The organism is Anaerovibrio sp. (assembly GCF_051866355.1).
GTDB lineage: Bacteria > Bacillota > Negativicutes > Selenomonadales > Selenomonadaceae > Anaerovibrio.
Genome location: NZ_JBJDWZ010000077.1, coordinates 1 through 15,625, shown reverse-complemented (window position 1 = coordinate 15,625; position 15,625 = coordinate 1). Strand labels below are relative to the sequence as shown.

19 protein-coding genes are annotated in these 15,625 nt (G+C 53.5%); 16 read left to right on the top strand and 3 right to left on the bottom strand.

Annotated elements, in window-relative coordinates; all coding sequences use genetic code 11:
* Positions 1-34 precede the first annotated feature (34 nt).
* Positions 35-877: an MTAP family purine nucleoside phosphorylase gene (locus ACI3UA_RS04515; RefSeq protein ID WP_439723637.1), complete on the top strand. Its 843-nt coding sequence runs from the start codon at positions 35-37 to the stop codon at positions 875-877.
* Between the two features lie 65 nt (positions 878-942).
* Here the strand turns inward: ACI3UA_RS04515 and ACI3UA_RS04510 are convergent, their stop codons facing one another.
* The gene (locus ACI3UA_RS04510) at positions 943-1,302 is read right to left on the bottom strand and encodes an ArsR/SmtB family transcription factor (RefSeq protein WP_439723635.1); all 360 of its coding nucleotides are present in this window, start codon (positions 1,300-1,302) and stop codon (positions 943-945) included.
* Between the two features lie 219 nt (positions 1,303-1,521).
* Between ACI3UA_RS04510 and ACI3UA_RS04505 the strand changes: the two genes are divergently transcribed.
* On the top strand, positions 1,522-1,743 hold the full coding sequence (locus ACI3UA_RS04505) for a cation transporter (RefSeq protein WP_439723634.1): 222 nt from the start codon (positions 1,522-1,524) through the stop codon (positions 1,741-1,743).
* Positions 1,736-3,625 (top strand): heavy metal translocating P-type ATPase, encoded by a 1,890-nt coding sequence (locus ACI3UA_RS04500; protein WP_439723633.1) that lies wholly within the window; start codon positions 1,736-1,738, stop codon positions 3,623-3,625. Before ACI3UA_RS04505 ends, ACI3UA_RS04500 begins: the two co-directional genes overlap by 8 nt.
* Positions 3,626-3,735: 110 nt before the next feature.
* On the opposite strand, the gene ACI3UA_RS04495 is transcribed toward ACI3UA_RS04500, so the two are convergent.
* The gene (locus tag ACI3UA_RS04495) at positions 3,736-4,932 is read right to left on the bottom strand and encodes a dicarboxylate/amino acid:cation symporter (protein WP_439723632.1); all 1,197 of its coding nucleotides are present in this window, start codon (positions 4,930-4,932) and stop codon (positions 3,736-3,738) included.
* 79 nt (positions 4,933-5,011) lie between these two features.
* Positions 5,012-5,509: a hypothetical protein gene (locus ACI3UA_RS04490; protein ID WP_439723631.1), complete on the bottom strand. Its 498-nt coding sequence runs from the start codon at positions 5,507-5,509 to the stop codon at positions 5,012-5,014.
* Between the two features lie 230 nt (positions 5,510-5,739).
* On the opposite strand from ACI3UA_RS04490, the gene ACI3UA_RS04485 reads away from it, so the two are divergent.
* The 13 genes from ACI3UA_RS04485 to xseA form a co-directional block, all read left to right on the top strand.
* Positions 5,740-6,693 (top strand): L-lactate dehydrogenase, encoded by a 954-nt coding sequence (locus ACI3UA_RS04485; RefSeq protein ID WP_439723630.1) that lies wholly within the window; start codon positions 5,740-5,742, stop codon positions 6,691-6,693.
* A gap of 196 nt (positions 6,694-6,889) precedes the next feature.
* Positions 6,890-7,573 carry a M48 family metallopeptidase gene (locus ACI3UA_RS04480; protein ID WP_439723636.1) on the top strand — a complete coding sequence of 228 codons (684 nt, stop codon included), beginning with the start codon at positions 6,890-6,892 and terminating at the stop codon, positions 7,571-7,573.
* A 104-nt stretch (positions 7,574-7,677) separates the two neighbouring features.
* Entirely contained in the window at positions 7,678-8,790 is a 1,113-nt protein-coding gene (mltG, locus tag ACI3UA_RS04475; protein WP_439723629.1) for an endolytic transglycosylase MltG, read from the top strand.
* On the top strand, positions 8,791-9,432 hold the full coding sequence (locus ACI3UA_RS04470) for an O-methyltransferase (RefSeq protein ID WP_439723628.1): 642 nt from the start codon (positions 8,791-8,793) through the stop codon (positions 9,430-9,432).
* On the top strand, positions 9,433-10,653 hold the full coding sequence (locus ACI3UA_RS04465) for a peptidase U32 family protein (RefSeq protein ID WP_439723627.1): 1,221 nt from the start codon (positions 9,433-9,435) through the stop codon (positions 10,651-10,653).
* 68 nt (positions 10,654-10,721) lie between these two features.
* Positions 10,722-11,174: a type II 3-dehydroquinate dehydratase gene (aroQ, locus tag ACI3UA_RS04460; protein ID WP_439723626.1), complete on the top strand. Its 453-nt coding sequence runs from the start codon at positions 10,722-10,724 to the stop codon at positions 11,172-11,174.
* A gap of 28 nt (positions 11,175-11,202) precedes the next feature.
* Positions 11,203-12,279 (top strand): M24 family metallopeptidase, encoded by a 1,077-nt coding sequence (locus ACI3UA_RS04455; RefSeq protein ID WP_439723625.1) that lies wholly within the window; start codon positions 11,203-11,205, stop codon positions 12,277-12,279.
* A 56-nt stretch (positions 12,280-12,335) separates the two neighbouring features.
* Positions 12,336-12,893, top strand: coding sequence for an elongation factor P (efp, locus tag ACI3UA_RS04450; RefSeq protein ID WP_154407300.1), 558 nt, complete (start codon positions 12,336-12,338; stop codon positions 12,891-12,893).
* Between the two features lie 248 nt (positions 12,894-13,141).
* Positions 13,142-13,537 carry an Asp23/Gls24 family envelope stress response protein gene (locus ACI3UA_RS04445; RefSeq protein WP_439723624.1) on the top strand — a complete coding sequence of 132 codons (396 nt, stop codon included), beginning with the start codon at positions 13,142-13,144 and terminating at the stop codon, positions 13,535-13,537.
* Between the two features lie 23 nt (positions 13,538-13,560).
* Positions 13,561-14,133, top strand: coding sequence for an alkaline shock response membrane anchor protein AmaP (amaP, locus tag ACI3UA_RS04440; protein ID WP_439723623.1), 573 nt, complete (start codon positions 13,561-13,563; stop codon positions 14,131-14,133).
* A 17-nt stretch (positions 14,134-14,150) separates the two neighbouring features.
* The gene (locus ACI3UA_RS04435) at positions 14,151-14,405 is read left to right on the top strand and encodes a DUF2273 domain-containing protein (RefSeq protein WP_439723622.1); all 255 of its coding nucleotides are present in this window, start codon (positions 14,151-14,153) and stop codon (positions 14,403-14,405) included.
* Positions 14,406-14,466: 61 nt separating this feature from the next.
* Positions 14,467-14,901: a transcription antitermination factor NusB gene (gene nusB / locus ACI3UA_RS04430; RefSeq protein ID WP_439723621.1), complete on the top strand. Its 435-nt coding sequence runs from the start codon at positions 14,467-14,469 to the stop codon at positions 14,899-14,901.
* An 83-nt stretch (positions 14,902-14,984) separates the two neighbouring features.
* The coding region (xseA, locus tag ACI3UA_RS04425) for an exodeoxyribonuclease VII large subunit (RefSeq protein WP_439723620.1) at positions 14,985-15,625 on the top strand (641 nt) is incomplete at its 3' end.

The following is a 15,625-nucleotide window of genomic DNA, read 5'->3' as shown; positions in this document are numbered from 1 at the left end:
TGAAAGGTGGTATAGCATTTTGGGGATTGAGCATATAGTTGAAATTCCAAAGGCGGAGTATGGCATAGTGGGTGGTTCAGGCACGTTGTCCAGCGATTTTCCTATGAATGTGCCAGCGGAGGATGTAAAGATTGAGGCGGACGGATTGCATTTTGAAACACCATACGGCATAAGTCCGGCCTTTCGTTTTTTTTCTGTAGGAGAAAAAAAGGTGCTGACCGTCAAGATGCATGGCTGGCGCAGTGGTGTGACCAGGGCTGATGCCTCCCGGCAGGTGTTCTGGGTGTTCCGCGCCGCAGGTGTCAGGAGAATTTTGTCCGAGGGCGGGGTAGGCACGGTAAACAAGCTGCTGGACATCCGGGATTTTATGATACCTGATGATTATCTTGACATGTCCATGCGCAAGGATGTCATGCTGGATGGGCGATATCTGCTGGTCATGCGTGATGCCCTGTGCCCGGAATTGCGCAGGGCCCTGATTGCCGCCACAAAAAAGCGGTTCAATGGAAGAATTTTTACCCGCGGCACCTATGCAGTGACGGACGGCAGGCACTTTGAAAGCCCGGCGGAGGTGGCCATGCTGAACGGCCACGCGGATATTGTGGGGCAGAGCATGTGCCCGGAGGTCTATCTGGCAAGGGAAATCGGCGCCTGCTATGCGGGACTGTATTTTACCGTGAATTACGGCGAGGGCATCAAGGTGTGGTCCCATGAGGATATGTCCAATATCTTCTATGATGATGCCGCCATGATTGGGGAGATACTGCTGGAAACCATCCGTAATGTGCCGGCGGAGGAAAAGCAGTGTGAATGCCTGTCACTGAGGAAGGAAACCCTGCTGAAAGAGGTCTACAATAAAGAGTCTGCCAAAGGGTGACAATTCGGGCAGACATGACTTGGCAAATGCGATTCAGGCAGGCTGGTGGCTTTAGGCAATTGCTTTCATCGGAAGCAGGTAATCTGCATTACTTTTTCCATCATGTCGTGAAGCAGCTGTGTCTGCTCCGTGTCGGCAGCCTTGTAATACACTTCCTTGCCAATACGGCGGCTTGTTATCAGGCCGCTGTTTTTTAGTGGGCGCAGATGGTGGGACACGGCAGGGCTGGACATGTCGAGCAGGGCGGCGATATTCAGCACGCATTCCTCGCAGTGGCAGAGTATCCAGAATATGCGCAGGCGGGTGGGGTCGCCCAGCTGCTTGAATACGTTGGAAACCGTCTGGAAGCTCTCGATATCGCCAATTTTTGCCTGCAGAAACTGGCAGGCTTTTTCATCTTCATTGTGATTGTGCGGCAGGTTCATATTTATCTCCTTTATGAAAGTGAATAAAAATGAAAATATTTTTCATTTAATTTATTGACATCTTGCATTAACGGTATTATACTCTTAATATAACAATTAAGCAAATGTTTAATTGTTTGTGTAGCCTGCCTTTTATCATTTCCAAGGGAAAGTGAGGCAGGAAGCGCTGCAGGTGTGGATTTTCAGTGAAAAATCCTTGATATGAAAGGAGATAAAGAAATGAAAAAGACATATAAGATTGAGGTGGACTGCGCAAATTGCGCCAATCTGATGGAGGAGGCTGCCAGAAAGATACCGGGGGTGGCTGATGCCACAGTCAATTTTATGACCTTGAAGATGAAGGTGGAATTTGCAGAGGGAGCCGATCCGGGAGAGGTCATGGCAGAGGTTCTGCGGGCCTGCCGCAAAGTGGAGCCGGATTGCGAGATTTACTATGAATAAGAAGCAGAAAAAAGCGCTGGCAAGGATTCTGACAGCGGCGGCGATGATGCTGGCACTGTATTTTGCCCCGGTGGCAGGAGCGTTGAGGCTGGTCTTGTATCTGGTTCCTTACGGCATAGTCAGCTATGATATTCTGTACAAGGCCGTGAGGGGAATCAGAAACAGGCAGGTTTTTGACGAGAATTTCCTCATGGCCATTGCCTCCATAGGTGCGTTTCTGCTGGCCTTGTATGATGGCAGTGGCGATTATGCGGAGGCTGTTGCCGTTATGCTGTTTTTTCAGGTTGGCGAGCTGTTTGAGAGCTATGCGGTGGGCAGGAGCCGCAGGAATATCAGCGAGCTGATGGACATCCGGCCTGATTATGCCAATATAGAGCAGGAGGACGGCAGTCTGGCCAGGGTCGCGCCGGATGAGGTTTCCGTTGGCAGTGTGATTGTGGTACAGCCCGGTGAAAAGGTGCCGCTGGACGGCGTGGTGCTGGAAGGGCGCAGTGCCGTCAATTCCGTGGCGCTTACGGGAGAAAGCAGGCCCCGCAATGTGGAAAAGGGACAGGATATTGTCAGCGGCTGTATAAATATGACCGGTCTTTTAAAGGTGCGAACCACGAAGGCCTTTGAGGAATCCACCGTTTCCAAAATACTGGAGCTGGTGGAGGAAGCCGGTTCCCGCAAGTCAAAATCCGAGGCCTTTATTGCCAAGTTTGCCCGGGTGTACACGCCGGTGGTCTGCTACAGCGCCTTTGTGCTGGCGGTGGTGCCGCCGCTGGCCAATGTGCTCCTGCTGGGGGCAGAGGCGGCCTGGCATGTGTGGATTTACCGTGCCCTGCTGTTTCTGGTAATCAGCTGTCCGTGCGCGCTGGTTATCAGCGTGCCGTTGAGCTTCTTTGCAGGGATTGGCGGCGCCAGCCGGGCAGGCATACTCATAAAGGGCTCCAACTATCTGGAAACCCTTTCCAAAGTGAAATATGTGGTTTTCGACAAGACGGGCACCCTGACCCATGGCATTTTTGCCGTCAGGGCCGTACATCACAATGCGCTGGCAGAGGAAAAACTGCTGGAATATGCGGCTCTGGCGGAATGTGCATCATCGCATCCGGTCAGCAGGAGCCTGCAGGCGGCCTATGGGCAGGCCGTGAACCGCAGCCGGGTAAAGGATGTGCAGGAAATCAGCGGTCACGGCATTACAGCGTCAGTGGACGGCATCAGGGTGGCCGTGGGAAATGACAAGCTGATGGACAGGCTGGGGATTGAATTTGTGCCATGCCACAGCAGTGGCACGATTATCCATGTAGGGCTTGACGGCAGCTACGCCGGGCATATTGTCATTGACGATAAGGTTAAGGCGCAGTCGGCAGCAGCTATCAAGGCCTTGAAGAAGGCCGGTATAGCAAGGACGGTACTGCTTACCGGTGATAACAGGGAAACGGCAGGGCGGACAGCGGAAAGCCTGGGGATTGACGAGGTGCACAGCGAGCTGTTGCCGGCCGACAAGGTGGCACAGGTGGAAATCCTGCTGAAAAAGAAAAAGGCTCAGGAAAAGCTGGCCTTTGTGGGCGACGGCATCAACGATGCCCCGGTGCTGACCAGGGCGGATGTGGGCATTGCCATGGGCGCCATGGGCTCTGATGCGGCCATCGAAGCGGCTGATGTGGTGCTGATGGACGACAATCCTGAGAAGGTGGCAAAGGCCATCAGGATTGCCAGAAAATGTATGGGCATCGTCTATCAGAATATCGTGCTGGCACTGGGCATCAAGTTTACCTGCCTGGCGCTGGGAGCGATTGGCATAGCCAACATGTGGCTGGCGATTTTTGCCGACGTAGGCGTGCTGGTGCTGGCCGTTCTCAATGCCATCCGGGCCCTGCAGGTACAAAATGTATAGGCGTGATATAGCGGCATGATGCGTAAAAAAAACGCTGGCGGCCTGCTTCCCTCGTCGGGGGGCAGGCACCAGCGTTTTAGCTTATGCCGATTATTTTCTATAAAGGGCTGTTATTTGCCCTTTTCCGTTTCGTTAATAACACAGGTTACAGCGGCATCACCGGTGATGTTGACCGTAGTACGGAACATGTCAAGGATACGGTCGATGCCGGCTACCAGCGCCAGCCCTTCCATCGGCAGGCCCACGGACAGCAGTACCATGGACAGCATGATAAGTCCCGCACCAGGCACGCCTGCCGTACCGATGGAGGCGAGGGTACCGGTCATGACGATCATGCCCATCTGCCCTGCAGTCAGGTCAATGCCGTAGACGTTGGCAATGAACAGCGAGCAGATACCCATGTAGATGGCGGTTCCATCCATGTTGATGGTAGCGCCCAGCGGCAGTACGAAGGAAGATACGTCACGGGAGCAGCCCAGCTTCTCCTGGCAGTTCTTCATGTTGATTGGCAGGGTAGCCGCGGAAGAACAGGTGGTGAAGGCAATCAGCATGGCCTCGGTCATGCCCTTGAAGAACTTGGCAGGGGAATGGCCGCCCCATACCTTGGCCATGGTGGAGTAGATGCCCACCGCATGAATTACGGAGCCGATAGCCATGCAGGCGATTACGGAGAGCAGAGGCAGGAGTACCTTCGGGCCGTTGGCTGCCACAACAGGCAGCAGCAGGCAGAACACACCGATAGGAGCCAGGCTCATGACGATGTTGATGATCCTGTAGCTGACCTCGGCAGCCGCATCAAACCAGTCGATGAGAATTTGGGCTTTTTTGCCGCCCACCTGCAGGATGCCCACGCCTACGAACAGGGCAAAGATGATGATAGGCAGGATGTCAGCCTTGGCCATGGAAGCAACAGGATTGGTAGGAATCATGGCTACCAGCACCTGCATGATAGAAGGGGCCTCTTTTACCTTTACGGCCTCACCGGCAGCCATTTCCAGACCGATGCCCGGATGGCCGACGCCGGCCACGGCAAAGCCGATAATGATGGCAATAGCGGTGGTGCAGAGGTAAATCAGGATGGTCTTGACGCCGATGCGCCCCAGCTTTTTCAGATCACCCAGGCTGGTCATGCCTACGACCAGGGATGTGAATACCACCGGCACGATGACCATTTTAATCAGATTGATGAACATGGTGCCAATCGGGGCAATCCACCATTTGATGAACGGCAGTCCCTCCGTTCCCGCTATCAATCCCACGATTACGGATAATACCAGAGAAATTAAAATTTTTACTGATAGATTCATAACACTCTCCTCCTTTTTGATGTATTTCTATGAATCTAAAAAGGGATGCAGGCATCCCTTTCGTCACGCAGGGCATGTATTATCCCAAAAACGATGTCACCACCGTAAAAAGTGCCAGCTGCAGGGCAATCGTAAACTTGGTGATGGCAGACAGGGTATTGAGCGTATTCTTATTCGGGTCATTCCTGTCAATCCAGCGGCGCAGCACATCAGGCTTGTTTTCCAGCTTCCTGATGGCGGAGCTGATGCGGAGCGTGTAGCGCATGGCAATAGTCTGGTCCGTAATAAAGACGCAGGCGCAGGCGAAGAAAAACATGATGCGGTAGAAAATTCCGTTGACATTTATGTAGGCATGGTGATAGGCAAGATAAAACCCCATAATATCAATAACCAGCATGCCTATGCTGAAAATAACAATCATTTTTGCAATAGCCTTGGGCGGGATAAAGCGCTCCATTTCCATCAGCTCGTCAAAGAAATCCCTGTCCTCATCGTCATTACCCTTTTTCAGGGTGATGAACAGGCCGTAGCCGGATAGCGCCAGCCAGAAAAGTGAAAATAAATATACTTCAATCAAATCAATCTCTCCTTCGTTATATAATAATATTATAACCTATATTTATGAAAATGTACACTCACAAGGGAAAATATACCTCATAATATTAAGAAAAAGGATATTTTGTCATGTATACCGGTAATTTATAAAAATAACATTTGAATTTAACAAGCTAAACCGCTACAATAGAAGTGATGAATGTTATTTGGCTGGGGGATGTCAACCCCTGTTTTTAGATTGGAGGCTATAAAATGAATCAGAATGTTAATGCCAGAAAAGTGGCTATTGTAGGGTGCGGCTTTGTCGGTTCGGCAGCGGCCTTTACCCTGATGCAGAGCAAGCTCTTTTCGGAGATGGTACTGCTGGACGCCAACACGGAGAAGGCTGAGGGCGAGGCTATGGATATCGCCCACGGCATTTCCTTTGCCGGTCAGATGAAGATTTATGCCGGCGGCTACGATGATATTGCCGATGCGGCCGTAATCGTGGTGACTGCAGGCGCCAACCAGAAGCCGAATGAAACGCGCCTTGACCTGGTGAACAAAAATGTCGGCATCTTCAAGAGCATCATTCCGGAGATTGCCAAGAGGAATTTCAAGGGCATACTGCTGATTGTGGCTAATCCTGTAGATATCCTGACCTATACGGCCGTCAAGCTCAGCGGCCTGCCGGAGAATCGCGTTATAGGTTCCGGCACGGTGCTGGATACGGCCCGTCTTAAGTATGCCCTCAGCGAGCATCTGGGCGTTGACAGCCGCAATGTTCATTCCTTTATCATCGGCGAGCATGGCGACAGCGAGATTGCGGCATGGAGCAGTGCCAACGTATCCGGCGTGCCGCTGAACACCTTCTGCGAGATGCGCGGGCACTTTGAGCATGAGAAGGCCACGGAAGAGATTGCCGAGAAGGTAAAGAACAGCGCCTACGAGATTATTGCCAAGAAGCATGCCACCTACTACGGCGTAGCTATGGCAGTCAAGAGGATTTGCGAGTGCATCGTGCGCGATGAGAAGTCCATCCTGCCTGTTTCCTCCATGATGCACGGCAGCTACGGCATAGAGGATATTTCCCTGAGCATGCCGGCTGTGGTGGGAGCCAACGGCGTGGAGACGCTGATTCCTATTTCCCTGAACGAGGCTGAAACTGCCAAGCTGCAGGAATCTGCCAGAATGCTGAAGGAGATTGCGTCAGGGCTGGATCTGTAATTCCAATTACTTAGTTCACCCGGTGCGTACTGCGGTGGCTGTGCTATACAGCCGCCGCATTTTTTGTGCTGTTTTATTCCGTGAAAATTGACGGGCAGTATGGGAAAAATGTGCTATAATTGCACATGGGATACCGATTTTGTCAGGGGCGGTGAAGGGGTCAGTGATTTCAAAGAAGGATTATACTTTTGAGGGGATGCCGGTGCAGGTCATCCGCAGGCCCCGCATGAAAAATATACGGGTCAGGGTTGTGCCGCCCCGCGGTGATATCGTGCTCAGCTGTCCCTTCGGGGTGCGGAGCTATGAATGGCAGGCCGTACTGCGTGAGGCCTGGCCGCGGCTCATGGCGGCCAGAAACAGAATTTTGCAGGACTGCGGCGAGAATATTTCCCCTGCCGGGGGCAGGTGCCGCCTGTGGGGCAGGAGCTATGAACTGCGGGTGGTGTTTACGGAGCGGGCTTCCCTGGCCAGATGCACGGAGGGGCATGTGCTGGTGGCGGTGCCGCCGGGAAGCGGCAGGGAGCAGATTGAGGCGTGCCTGTACGATTTGTACCGGCGGGAGCTGAACAGGGCACTGCCGGGGATTCTTCCCCTGTGCGAAAAGCTGACGGGACTGAAGGCGAAGGAGGTCAGGCTGAAAAGGATGCAGACCCGCTGGGGTTCCTGCAATATCCGGGAACGGCGCATATGGCTCAGCCTGAATCTGGCGAAAAAACCGCCCCAGTGCCTGCAATATGTGATTATTCACGAGCTGGTACATCTGCTGGAAAAAAATCATACGCCGGAATTTCACGCCTTGGTAGCAAAATTCTATCCTGACTGGCAGCAGGCGGAGGCCTGGCTTCGGGGTGAGCCCTATGATGCCGGGAAGGGCAAATGAATACAGCTTAAAAGAGAAAAGAATGTATCTGATACTGGAAAAGACTTCACAAATCTTTCTTGATGGTGGTAAAATAGGAACAGTTAAGTTTTGTGGGGTGGATTATGAATTTTAGTGAGTTAAAGGAAAAGCTGGCGGACAGGACGAGCCGCAAGCTGGAGGCGTGGTTTTTATACCGCAATAGTGACAGTGACGATGTGAAGAAGAGGGCGAAGCGCAACGTATATATTGCGTCGGGGCTGGGCGTTCTCATAGCGGTTGCTGCCGGTGCAGTGCTGTTCGCCATGAGCTGTGCCTTTTCGGATGTCACCAGCGTTGACGGTGATGATGTTGTATATGTGCGGATAAAGCCCGGCATGAATTCCTCCCAGATAGGGCAGCTTCTGGAAAAGCAGGGCGTAATAGATTCACAGGCAAAGTTCTGGCTGGCGGTGAAGCTGAATAATGCGGACAGCAGGTTTCAGGCGGGCGTGTTTGAGCTGCAGCGCAACATGAAGACAGGTGATGCCCTCAGCGTGCTGATTAATGGACGCTCCGTTGCCGTGCGGGTGACGGTGCCGGAGGGGCTGAATGTGCGTCAGGTGGCCAAGCTGTTTGCCGAGCAGGGGCTGGCGGACGAGAAGGAGTTTCTGGCGGAGGCCAGGCATTTTGCTCCTTATGACTACATCAAGGACGTGCCGGAGGCCGACTACCGCATTGAGGGATTTCTCTTTCCTGATACCTATGATTTTGCCAACGATGCGACGCCGCGGGATATCATGCAGAGAATGGCTGACGAGTTTGACCGCAGGCTGACGCAGGATATGCGCCGTCAGGCAGAGGAACGCCAGCTTTCCATCTATGAGCTGGTTACCCTGGCCTCGCTGGTGGAAAAGGAGGCAAGGTACTCCGAGGACAGGCCGGTTATTGCCCAGGTCTTCTTCAAGCGCCTTGCTATCAACATGCCGTTGCAGACGGATACCACCCTCCAATACCTGCGTGAAGAGGTAAAGGAGGACTTGTCCATCGAGGATACGAAGATGGAGTCGCCTTATAACACCTATCTGCATTACGGCCTGCCGCCCGGCCCGATTGCCAGTCCGGGCATGGCCTCCATTGAAGCGGTGCTAAAGCCGTCAGATACGGATTATCTGTATTTTGTGGCTGACCGTAGCGGGCACAACCATTATGGATATACTTATGACGAGCATTTGGGACTGGTGGAGCAGGTAAGATAAATGGATACACAGGACATGCTGCAGGAGCAGATACAGATACAGGACGGGGAACTGCCGGCCCTGCTGGCGGAAATGAAGGCCTACGGTGAAGCAAATCATGTGCCGATAATCAACGTCAATGGCCTTCGGGTGCTGACCGGGGCCGTTGCGGCCAAAAGGCCCCGGCGCGTACTGGAAATAGGCACGGCTATCGGCTATTCCACCCTTTATATTGCGGCACACGCGGATGAGCAGGTGGAGATTGTCACGCTGGAGCTGAGCGGGGAGCGGGCGGCAGAGGCCGGGCGGTTCATCAGTAGGAGCAGGTTTGCAGACAGGATTTCCATTGTGACGGGGGATGCCGGGGAGAATATACAGAAGCAGTCCGGCAGGTTTGATCTGGTTTTCATAGATGCGGCCAAGGGGCAGTACCCTGACTATTTCCGCAAGGTTTATCCCCTGCTGTCTGATGATGCGGTAGTGATTGCCGACAATGTGCTGTTTCGCGGCTATGTGCAGGGGGATGTGCCGGTGCCGCGGCGGTTCCGAACCATCGTGAAGCGCCTGCGGGAGTACATCAGCCTGGTGACGGATAATGCAGAGTTCAGAACGGAAATCCATGCAGATGGTGACGGTCTGGCGGTAAGTTGGAGGTATAAATAGATGAAAAAACCTGAGCTGTTGGCTCCGGCGGGAAATATGGAAAAGCTGAAAATGGCCCTCCTGTACGGCGCCGATGCCGTGTATCTTGGGGGCAAGGCCTTTGGCCTGCGGGCCTTCGGGGGAAATTTTTCCCGTGAGGAGCTGGCGGAAGCTGTTGACTTTGCGCACAAGCTCGGCAAGAAGGTCTACGTGACGGTAAATATCTTTCCACATAACAGCGATATAGAGGCATTGCCGGACTATCTGCGGTTCCTGAACGGAATATGCGTGGACGGCATTCTGGTGGCTGATTTGGGCGTCTTTACGCTGGCAAAAAAATATGCGCCGGATGTGGAGCTGCACATCAGCACCCAGGCAAACAATACAAACTGGGCGACGGTCAACGCCTGGGCGGAGCTGGGAGCCAGCCGGGTGGTGCTGGCCAGGGAAATGTCCCTGCATGAAATCCGTGAAATACGGGAGAAGTGCCCGGTGGAGCTGGAAATGTTCGTGCATGGCGCCATGTGCATTTCCTATTCCGGGCGCTGTCTGATGAGCAATTACCTGACGGGGCGGGATGCCAACCGCGGCAGCTGTGCCCAGCCGTGCCGCTGGAACTACGCGCTGATGGAGGAAAAGAGGCCGGGGCAGTATTTTCCTGTGCTGGAAGATGAGCGGGGGACATATATTTTCAACTCAAAGGATATGTGCCTGCTGCCGTATCTGCCGGATGTGCTGGCCAGCGGCGTGGACAGCCTGAAGATTGAGGGGCGCATGAAGAGCGTGCATTACGCGGCCAGCGTGGTCAAGGCCTATCGGGAAGCGATTGACAGCTATTTTGCCTCGCCATCGGAGTTCAGCATAAAGAAGGAATGGCTGGAAGAGCTGGACAAGGTTTCCCATCGGGCGTATACCACAGGCTTTTATTATGGACGCCCTACGGAGAAGGATCAGATTTACGGCACCTCAAGCTACATCCAGACCTCGGATTTCGTGGGACTGGTGCTGGACTATGATTCGGAGAGCGGGATGGCGCTGGTGGAACAGCGCAACAACATGAAGCTGGGGCAGGAGCTTGAGATATTCCAGCCGAAGCTGGCGGGCTATCGCCAGGTGCTTGCCGAAATGTACGATGAGGAGGGTGAGGCCATTGATGTCGCACCGCATCCTCAGCAGCTGGTAAAAATCCGCATGGAACAGCCTGTGGAGCCCTATGCCATCCTGCGCAGGGACATCCTGTGAGGGCGGCATGACGGCCACGGCAGGCTTTGCCATGAGATACAGACAAGCGATTGTAAGGAGTAGTAGATATGAGCAGGATTCTTGTTATGCACGGCCCCAATCTCAATATGCTGGGCACGAGGGAGCCGGAAATATATGGCAGTACCACGCTGGCGGACATCAATGACATGCTGGCCGGGCAGGCCGCCGAGGCAGGCGTGGAAACAGAGTTTTTCCAGTCCAATTACGAGGGGGCGCTGATTGATAAAATTCAGCAGGCGCCGGGAAACGGCGTGGACTTTATCATTCTCAACGCCGGGGCCTTCACGCATTACAGCATCGCCCTGCGCGATGCGATTGCCTCCGTGGATGTGCCGGTTATCGAGGTGCATATTTCCAATGTGCATACCCGTGAGGAATTCCGGCATAAATCCGTAATCGCTCCGGTGGTTATGGGACAGATTCTGGGCTTTGGCACGGACAGCTATGCCGCCGCCATGTACACGGCTATCAGGAAGCTGGGCAGGGACGGGGCTGTGTGATAAAATTTTTTTCAAGAGGCGTATTTTTATGTACAAGGACAGATTGATTCATCTAAGAGATTTTCTGCGGGAGCAGGGACTGGACGGCGTCGTTGTCAGCAAGCCGGAAAACCTGCAATATTTCAGCGGCTTTACCGGTGATGACTCCATGCTGGTCATCGGCATGAATACGGCGCAGCTGGTGACGGATTTCCGCTATGTGGAGCAGGCGGCCGATGAGGCGCCGGATTTTCAGATTAAGAGGCAGGAAAAAGGCCTTTTGAAGCGGGTGGCGGAAATCATCAATGAGGATGGCCTGTCAAAAGTGGGCTTTGAGGGAAGCAGTCTTTGCTTTGATTGGCACAGGAGGATTGCAGGGCATCTGCGGGATGTGGATTTTTCCCGCTCCGTCGGCCTTGACAGCCTGCGCCAGATAAAATCGGCGGAGGAGCTGGCGTGCATACGGCGTGCCATGAGGATAGGCGACGAGGCCTTCGATTATATCCTTACGTATATCAGGCCCGGAATTTCCGAGAACGATGTGGCGGCGGCGCTGGAAAATTTTATGCGGCAGAAGGGCTCACAGCGGCCTTCCTTTGCAACAATTGTCGCTTCTGGAAAAAGGGGCAGCCTTCCTCACGGAACTGCAACAGAAAAGTTGATAAATGTCGGAGAATTTGTTACAATGGACTATGGTGCCGTTTATAAGGGATATCATTCCGATATGACGCGTACCATCTGTGTCGGTGCCGCTGATGAAAAACAGCGTCTGGTATACGGCACTGTGCTGAAGGCTCAGCAGCTCGGCGTAAGCCTGGTGCGGTCAGGAGCTTCCGGCAAGGATGTGGATAGAGAGGTTCGCAGGCAGATTGATGCCGCAGGCTATGGCAGGTATTTCGGCCACGGGCTGGGGCACAGCGTCGGACTGGAAATCCACGAGGAACCGCGGCTTTCGCCGTCCAGCACCTGCGAGGCGCTGGTGGCAGGCATGCTGGTGACTGTGGAGCCGGGCATATATATTCCTGACTGGGGCGGTGTGCGTATCGAGGACACCGTAGTGGTAACGGATGACGGGTGTGAGGTTTTGACCCGCAGTCCGAAGGAGCTGATTGAGCTGGGCGCGTAGGATACGCGCGGGCGCAATACTTTAACGTGTAATTTATTTTTTGGAGGTTTTATTTTATGATTACAAGTACCGATTTCCGCACTGGCCTGACTATTGAGATTGACAACGGCGTATGGCAGGTTGTTGAGTTCCAGCATGTAAAGCCGGGCAAGGGTGCCGCTTTTGTCCGCACCAAAATCAAGAACGTTGAGACCGGCGCTGTTGTTGAGCGTACCTTCAACCCTAACGAGAAAATGCCTGCTGCCCGCCTGGATACTGCCCGCATGGCGTATCTCTACGAGGCTGACGGCATGTATACCTTCATGGATAACGAAACCTATGAGCAGATGGAGCTGAACAAGGAGCAGCTTGGTGATGCCCTGAACTACCTGAAGGAAAACATGGAGGTTGCCATTCAGTCCTTCAAGGGCCGTGTAATCGGTATTACCCTGCCGAACTCCGTGGATCTGGCCGTTACCGAGTGCGAGCCTAGCGTCAAGGGCAATACTGCCACCGGCGCCACCAAGATGGCTACGCTGGAAACCGGCTATGCCGTGCGCGTTCCTCTCTTCATCAACGAGGGCGATGTATTGAGGATTGATACCCGCACCGGCAATTACATTGAGCGCGCATAAGATTTTGCCTGCGTTCTGCATTTGTTCTGAACTTTGAGAAATTAATACTACCGTAAAAGGGATTCACTGCTTTTTGTGGTAGAATCCCTTTTTATGTATTTTTTTGAATGTTCTTGCAGGGATTTTTCAGCGTGATGTAGAATAATTTAAGTCAGGATGTATTTTTATTCAAAATAACTTGAATAAGGTTTGTATGTTTGGTAAAATATACGTGATAAGTCCTGTTTTATTGCGAGGAGGTTTTTTCTATGGCAAACGATACTATTAAATTGGAAGAGGGCATTGGCTCTGTACGCATTGCAGATGAGGTTGTAAGCATTATTGCCGGCATGGCGGCTACCGAGGTGGACGGCATTGCAGGCATGAGCGGCGGACTGGTCGGCGGCATTGCCGAGATTCTCGGCAAGAAGAATCTGGCCAAAGGCGTAAAGGTCGAGGTGGGAGAGACTGAGGCTGCCGTTGATTTGTACATAATCGTCAAGTTCGGCGTGCGTATCCCGGATGTGGCCCTCACTGTACAGGAAAAGGTAAAGACTGCCATTGAATCCATGACGGGACTTTCCGTAGTGGAGGTAAATGTTCACGTACAGGGCGTGGGTTTCCCGGATACGGAGGTTCGTGAAGAGGAAGTCCGTGTGCGTTGAGAACAGAAAAAAGGTGTTGAATAATGGGGATATTTAATCGCATCCTGTTATTTGTGTATACGCTGTTCTTTGGCGTGCTGTGTGCGGGCGTAGCAGGCCTATGCCTGCACATAGTGCCGGAGCGTGTCGTGTTCAATGAATATGAATATCTGGTGAGCCAGTGGCAGACCGGCGCTGTGGCAGGGGTGTTCCTGCTGGTCAGCATCCATCTGCTCCTGTGCAGTGTTTCCGGCCGCAAGTCAAAGGAGATAAAGTCCGGGGAGCTGCTGGTCATTCAGGGCGCGGCAGGTCAGGTGAATGTTTCGCTGGCGGCTGTGCGCGACATGGCGGAGCGGATTGCCGGGGGCGTGCATGGCGTGCGCCAGGCGAAGGCAAAGGCTCTGGTGGAGCATCGGGGGGATGAAGGCGATTTCCTGAAGCTCGACATACGTCTCGAAGTGGGGCAGGAGCGTAGCGTAGCTGCGATTTCCGACGATATTCGCTGTCAGGTGGACAGGTATGTTACCCGGATAGCAGGTATAGACAATGTAGAGGTGGCAGTTTCTGTTCAAAGCATTGCCAGCGGCGTGTCTGTGAAAAAGCGCCGTATTAAGTAGCAGGCGGTGAGCTGAAGATGAATTTTGATATGAAGGAAGCCGCAGGGCTGTTTTTACAGCGGCTGTGGCATGAGCATCCGGGCAAGTGTGCCGGTGGCCTGACCGGTGTCCTGCTGGGGATATGCATTCTTGTATTTGGCTTCTGGAATGTGCTTTTTGTGATGCTGCTGGGGATGGCAGGTCTTTTTGTCGGCATGAATGTCGACAGGGAAGGTGACACCTGGCAGAATATCAAGGATTGCATTCCCAGGGATATTCACAGGCTGAGGTAGGTTGCCGCCCCGCTTGGGCGGCCGTAAGAGTTTATCGTGACAGAAAGAGGATTTTACAGATATGAGTAGGAGACAGGCTCGTGAACTTGCGTTGCAGGCCTTATTTCAGTTGGATTTTAATCAGAGCGAGAATACGGAGCCGGGCGGACAGCAGGCGGCAAGGCTGGCGGTGATAGATGCGGCCGCCGCCGAAATGGAGGGCCGCCTCGGTTCCAGGGACAGGCAGTTCGTGGAGGAGCTGGTCAACGGCACTATGGACAGCCTGCAGGAGATTGACAGGCTGATTACGGCGGCTTCCAGGGATTGGAAGCTTTCGCGCATGGCGGGAGTGGACAGGAATATCACCCGGATGGCTGTTTATGAGCTGGAGTTCAGGGAGGAAAAGGTTACACCGAATATCATCATCAATGAGGCTGTGGAGCTGGCGAAAAAGTACGGCACCGATGATTCGGGCCGGTTCGTGAATGGTATTCTTGGTGCTGTTATGCGTAAATGATAGCAGGGCTGCCCGTCCGGGTGCAGCCCATTTTGTGTGTGTTGCGTGCATGATGCAAAAATAGGAGCACAGTGGGAGAGTATATGTCCGGAGTTGTTACAGTCAGTGAGCTGACAGGCTATATTGCCAATTTAATAGGTGGTGACAATGCCCTGCGGAGTGTGGCGGTACGGGGAGAGATTTCCAATTTCAAGCGCTACAGCTCAGGCCATTGTTATTTCAACCTGAAGGACAGGGGAGCGATTATTCCCTGCGTCATGTTCCGCGGCAGTGCCGTCAGGATGCGGTTCCAGCCCGGCGACGGCATGCAGGTAATCGCCTCCGGCAGTGTGAATGTCTATGCTGACGGCGGCAAGTATCAGCTGTATGTCAGCAGTATGACGCCTGACGGCATCGGGGATCTGGCGGCCGCCTTTGAACAGTTGAAGGAACGGCTGGCGGGGGAGGGGCTTTTCGACGAGGCCCACAAGAAGCCGTTGCCGCTGTATCCGGGGACGATAGGCATAGTCACATCCCCTACCGGTGCGGTACTGCGGGACATTTTCCGCGTTTCCAAGCTGCGCTTTCCCGGCATCAGGCTGGCCCTGAAGCCGGTGCAGGTGCAGGGGGCTGGCTCTGCGGAGCAGATTGCCGCGGCGATAGATTTTTTTAATGAGCGGTATCCTGTGGACGTGCTGATTGTGGGCAGGGGCGGCGGCTCCATGGAGGATTTGTGGTCCTTCAA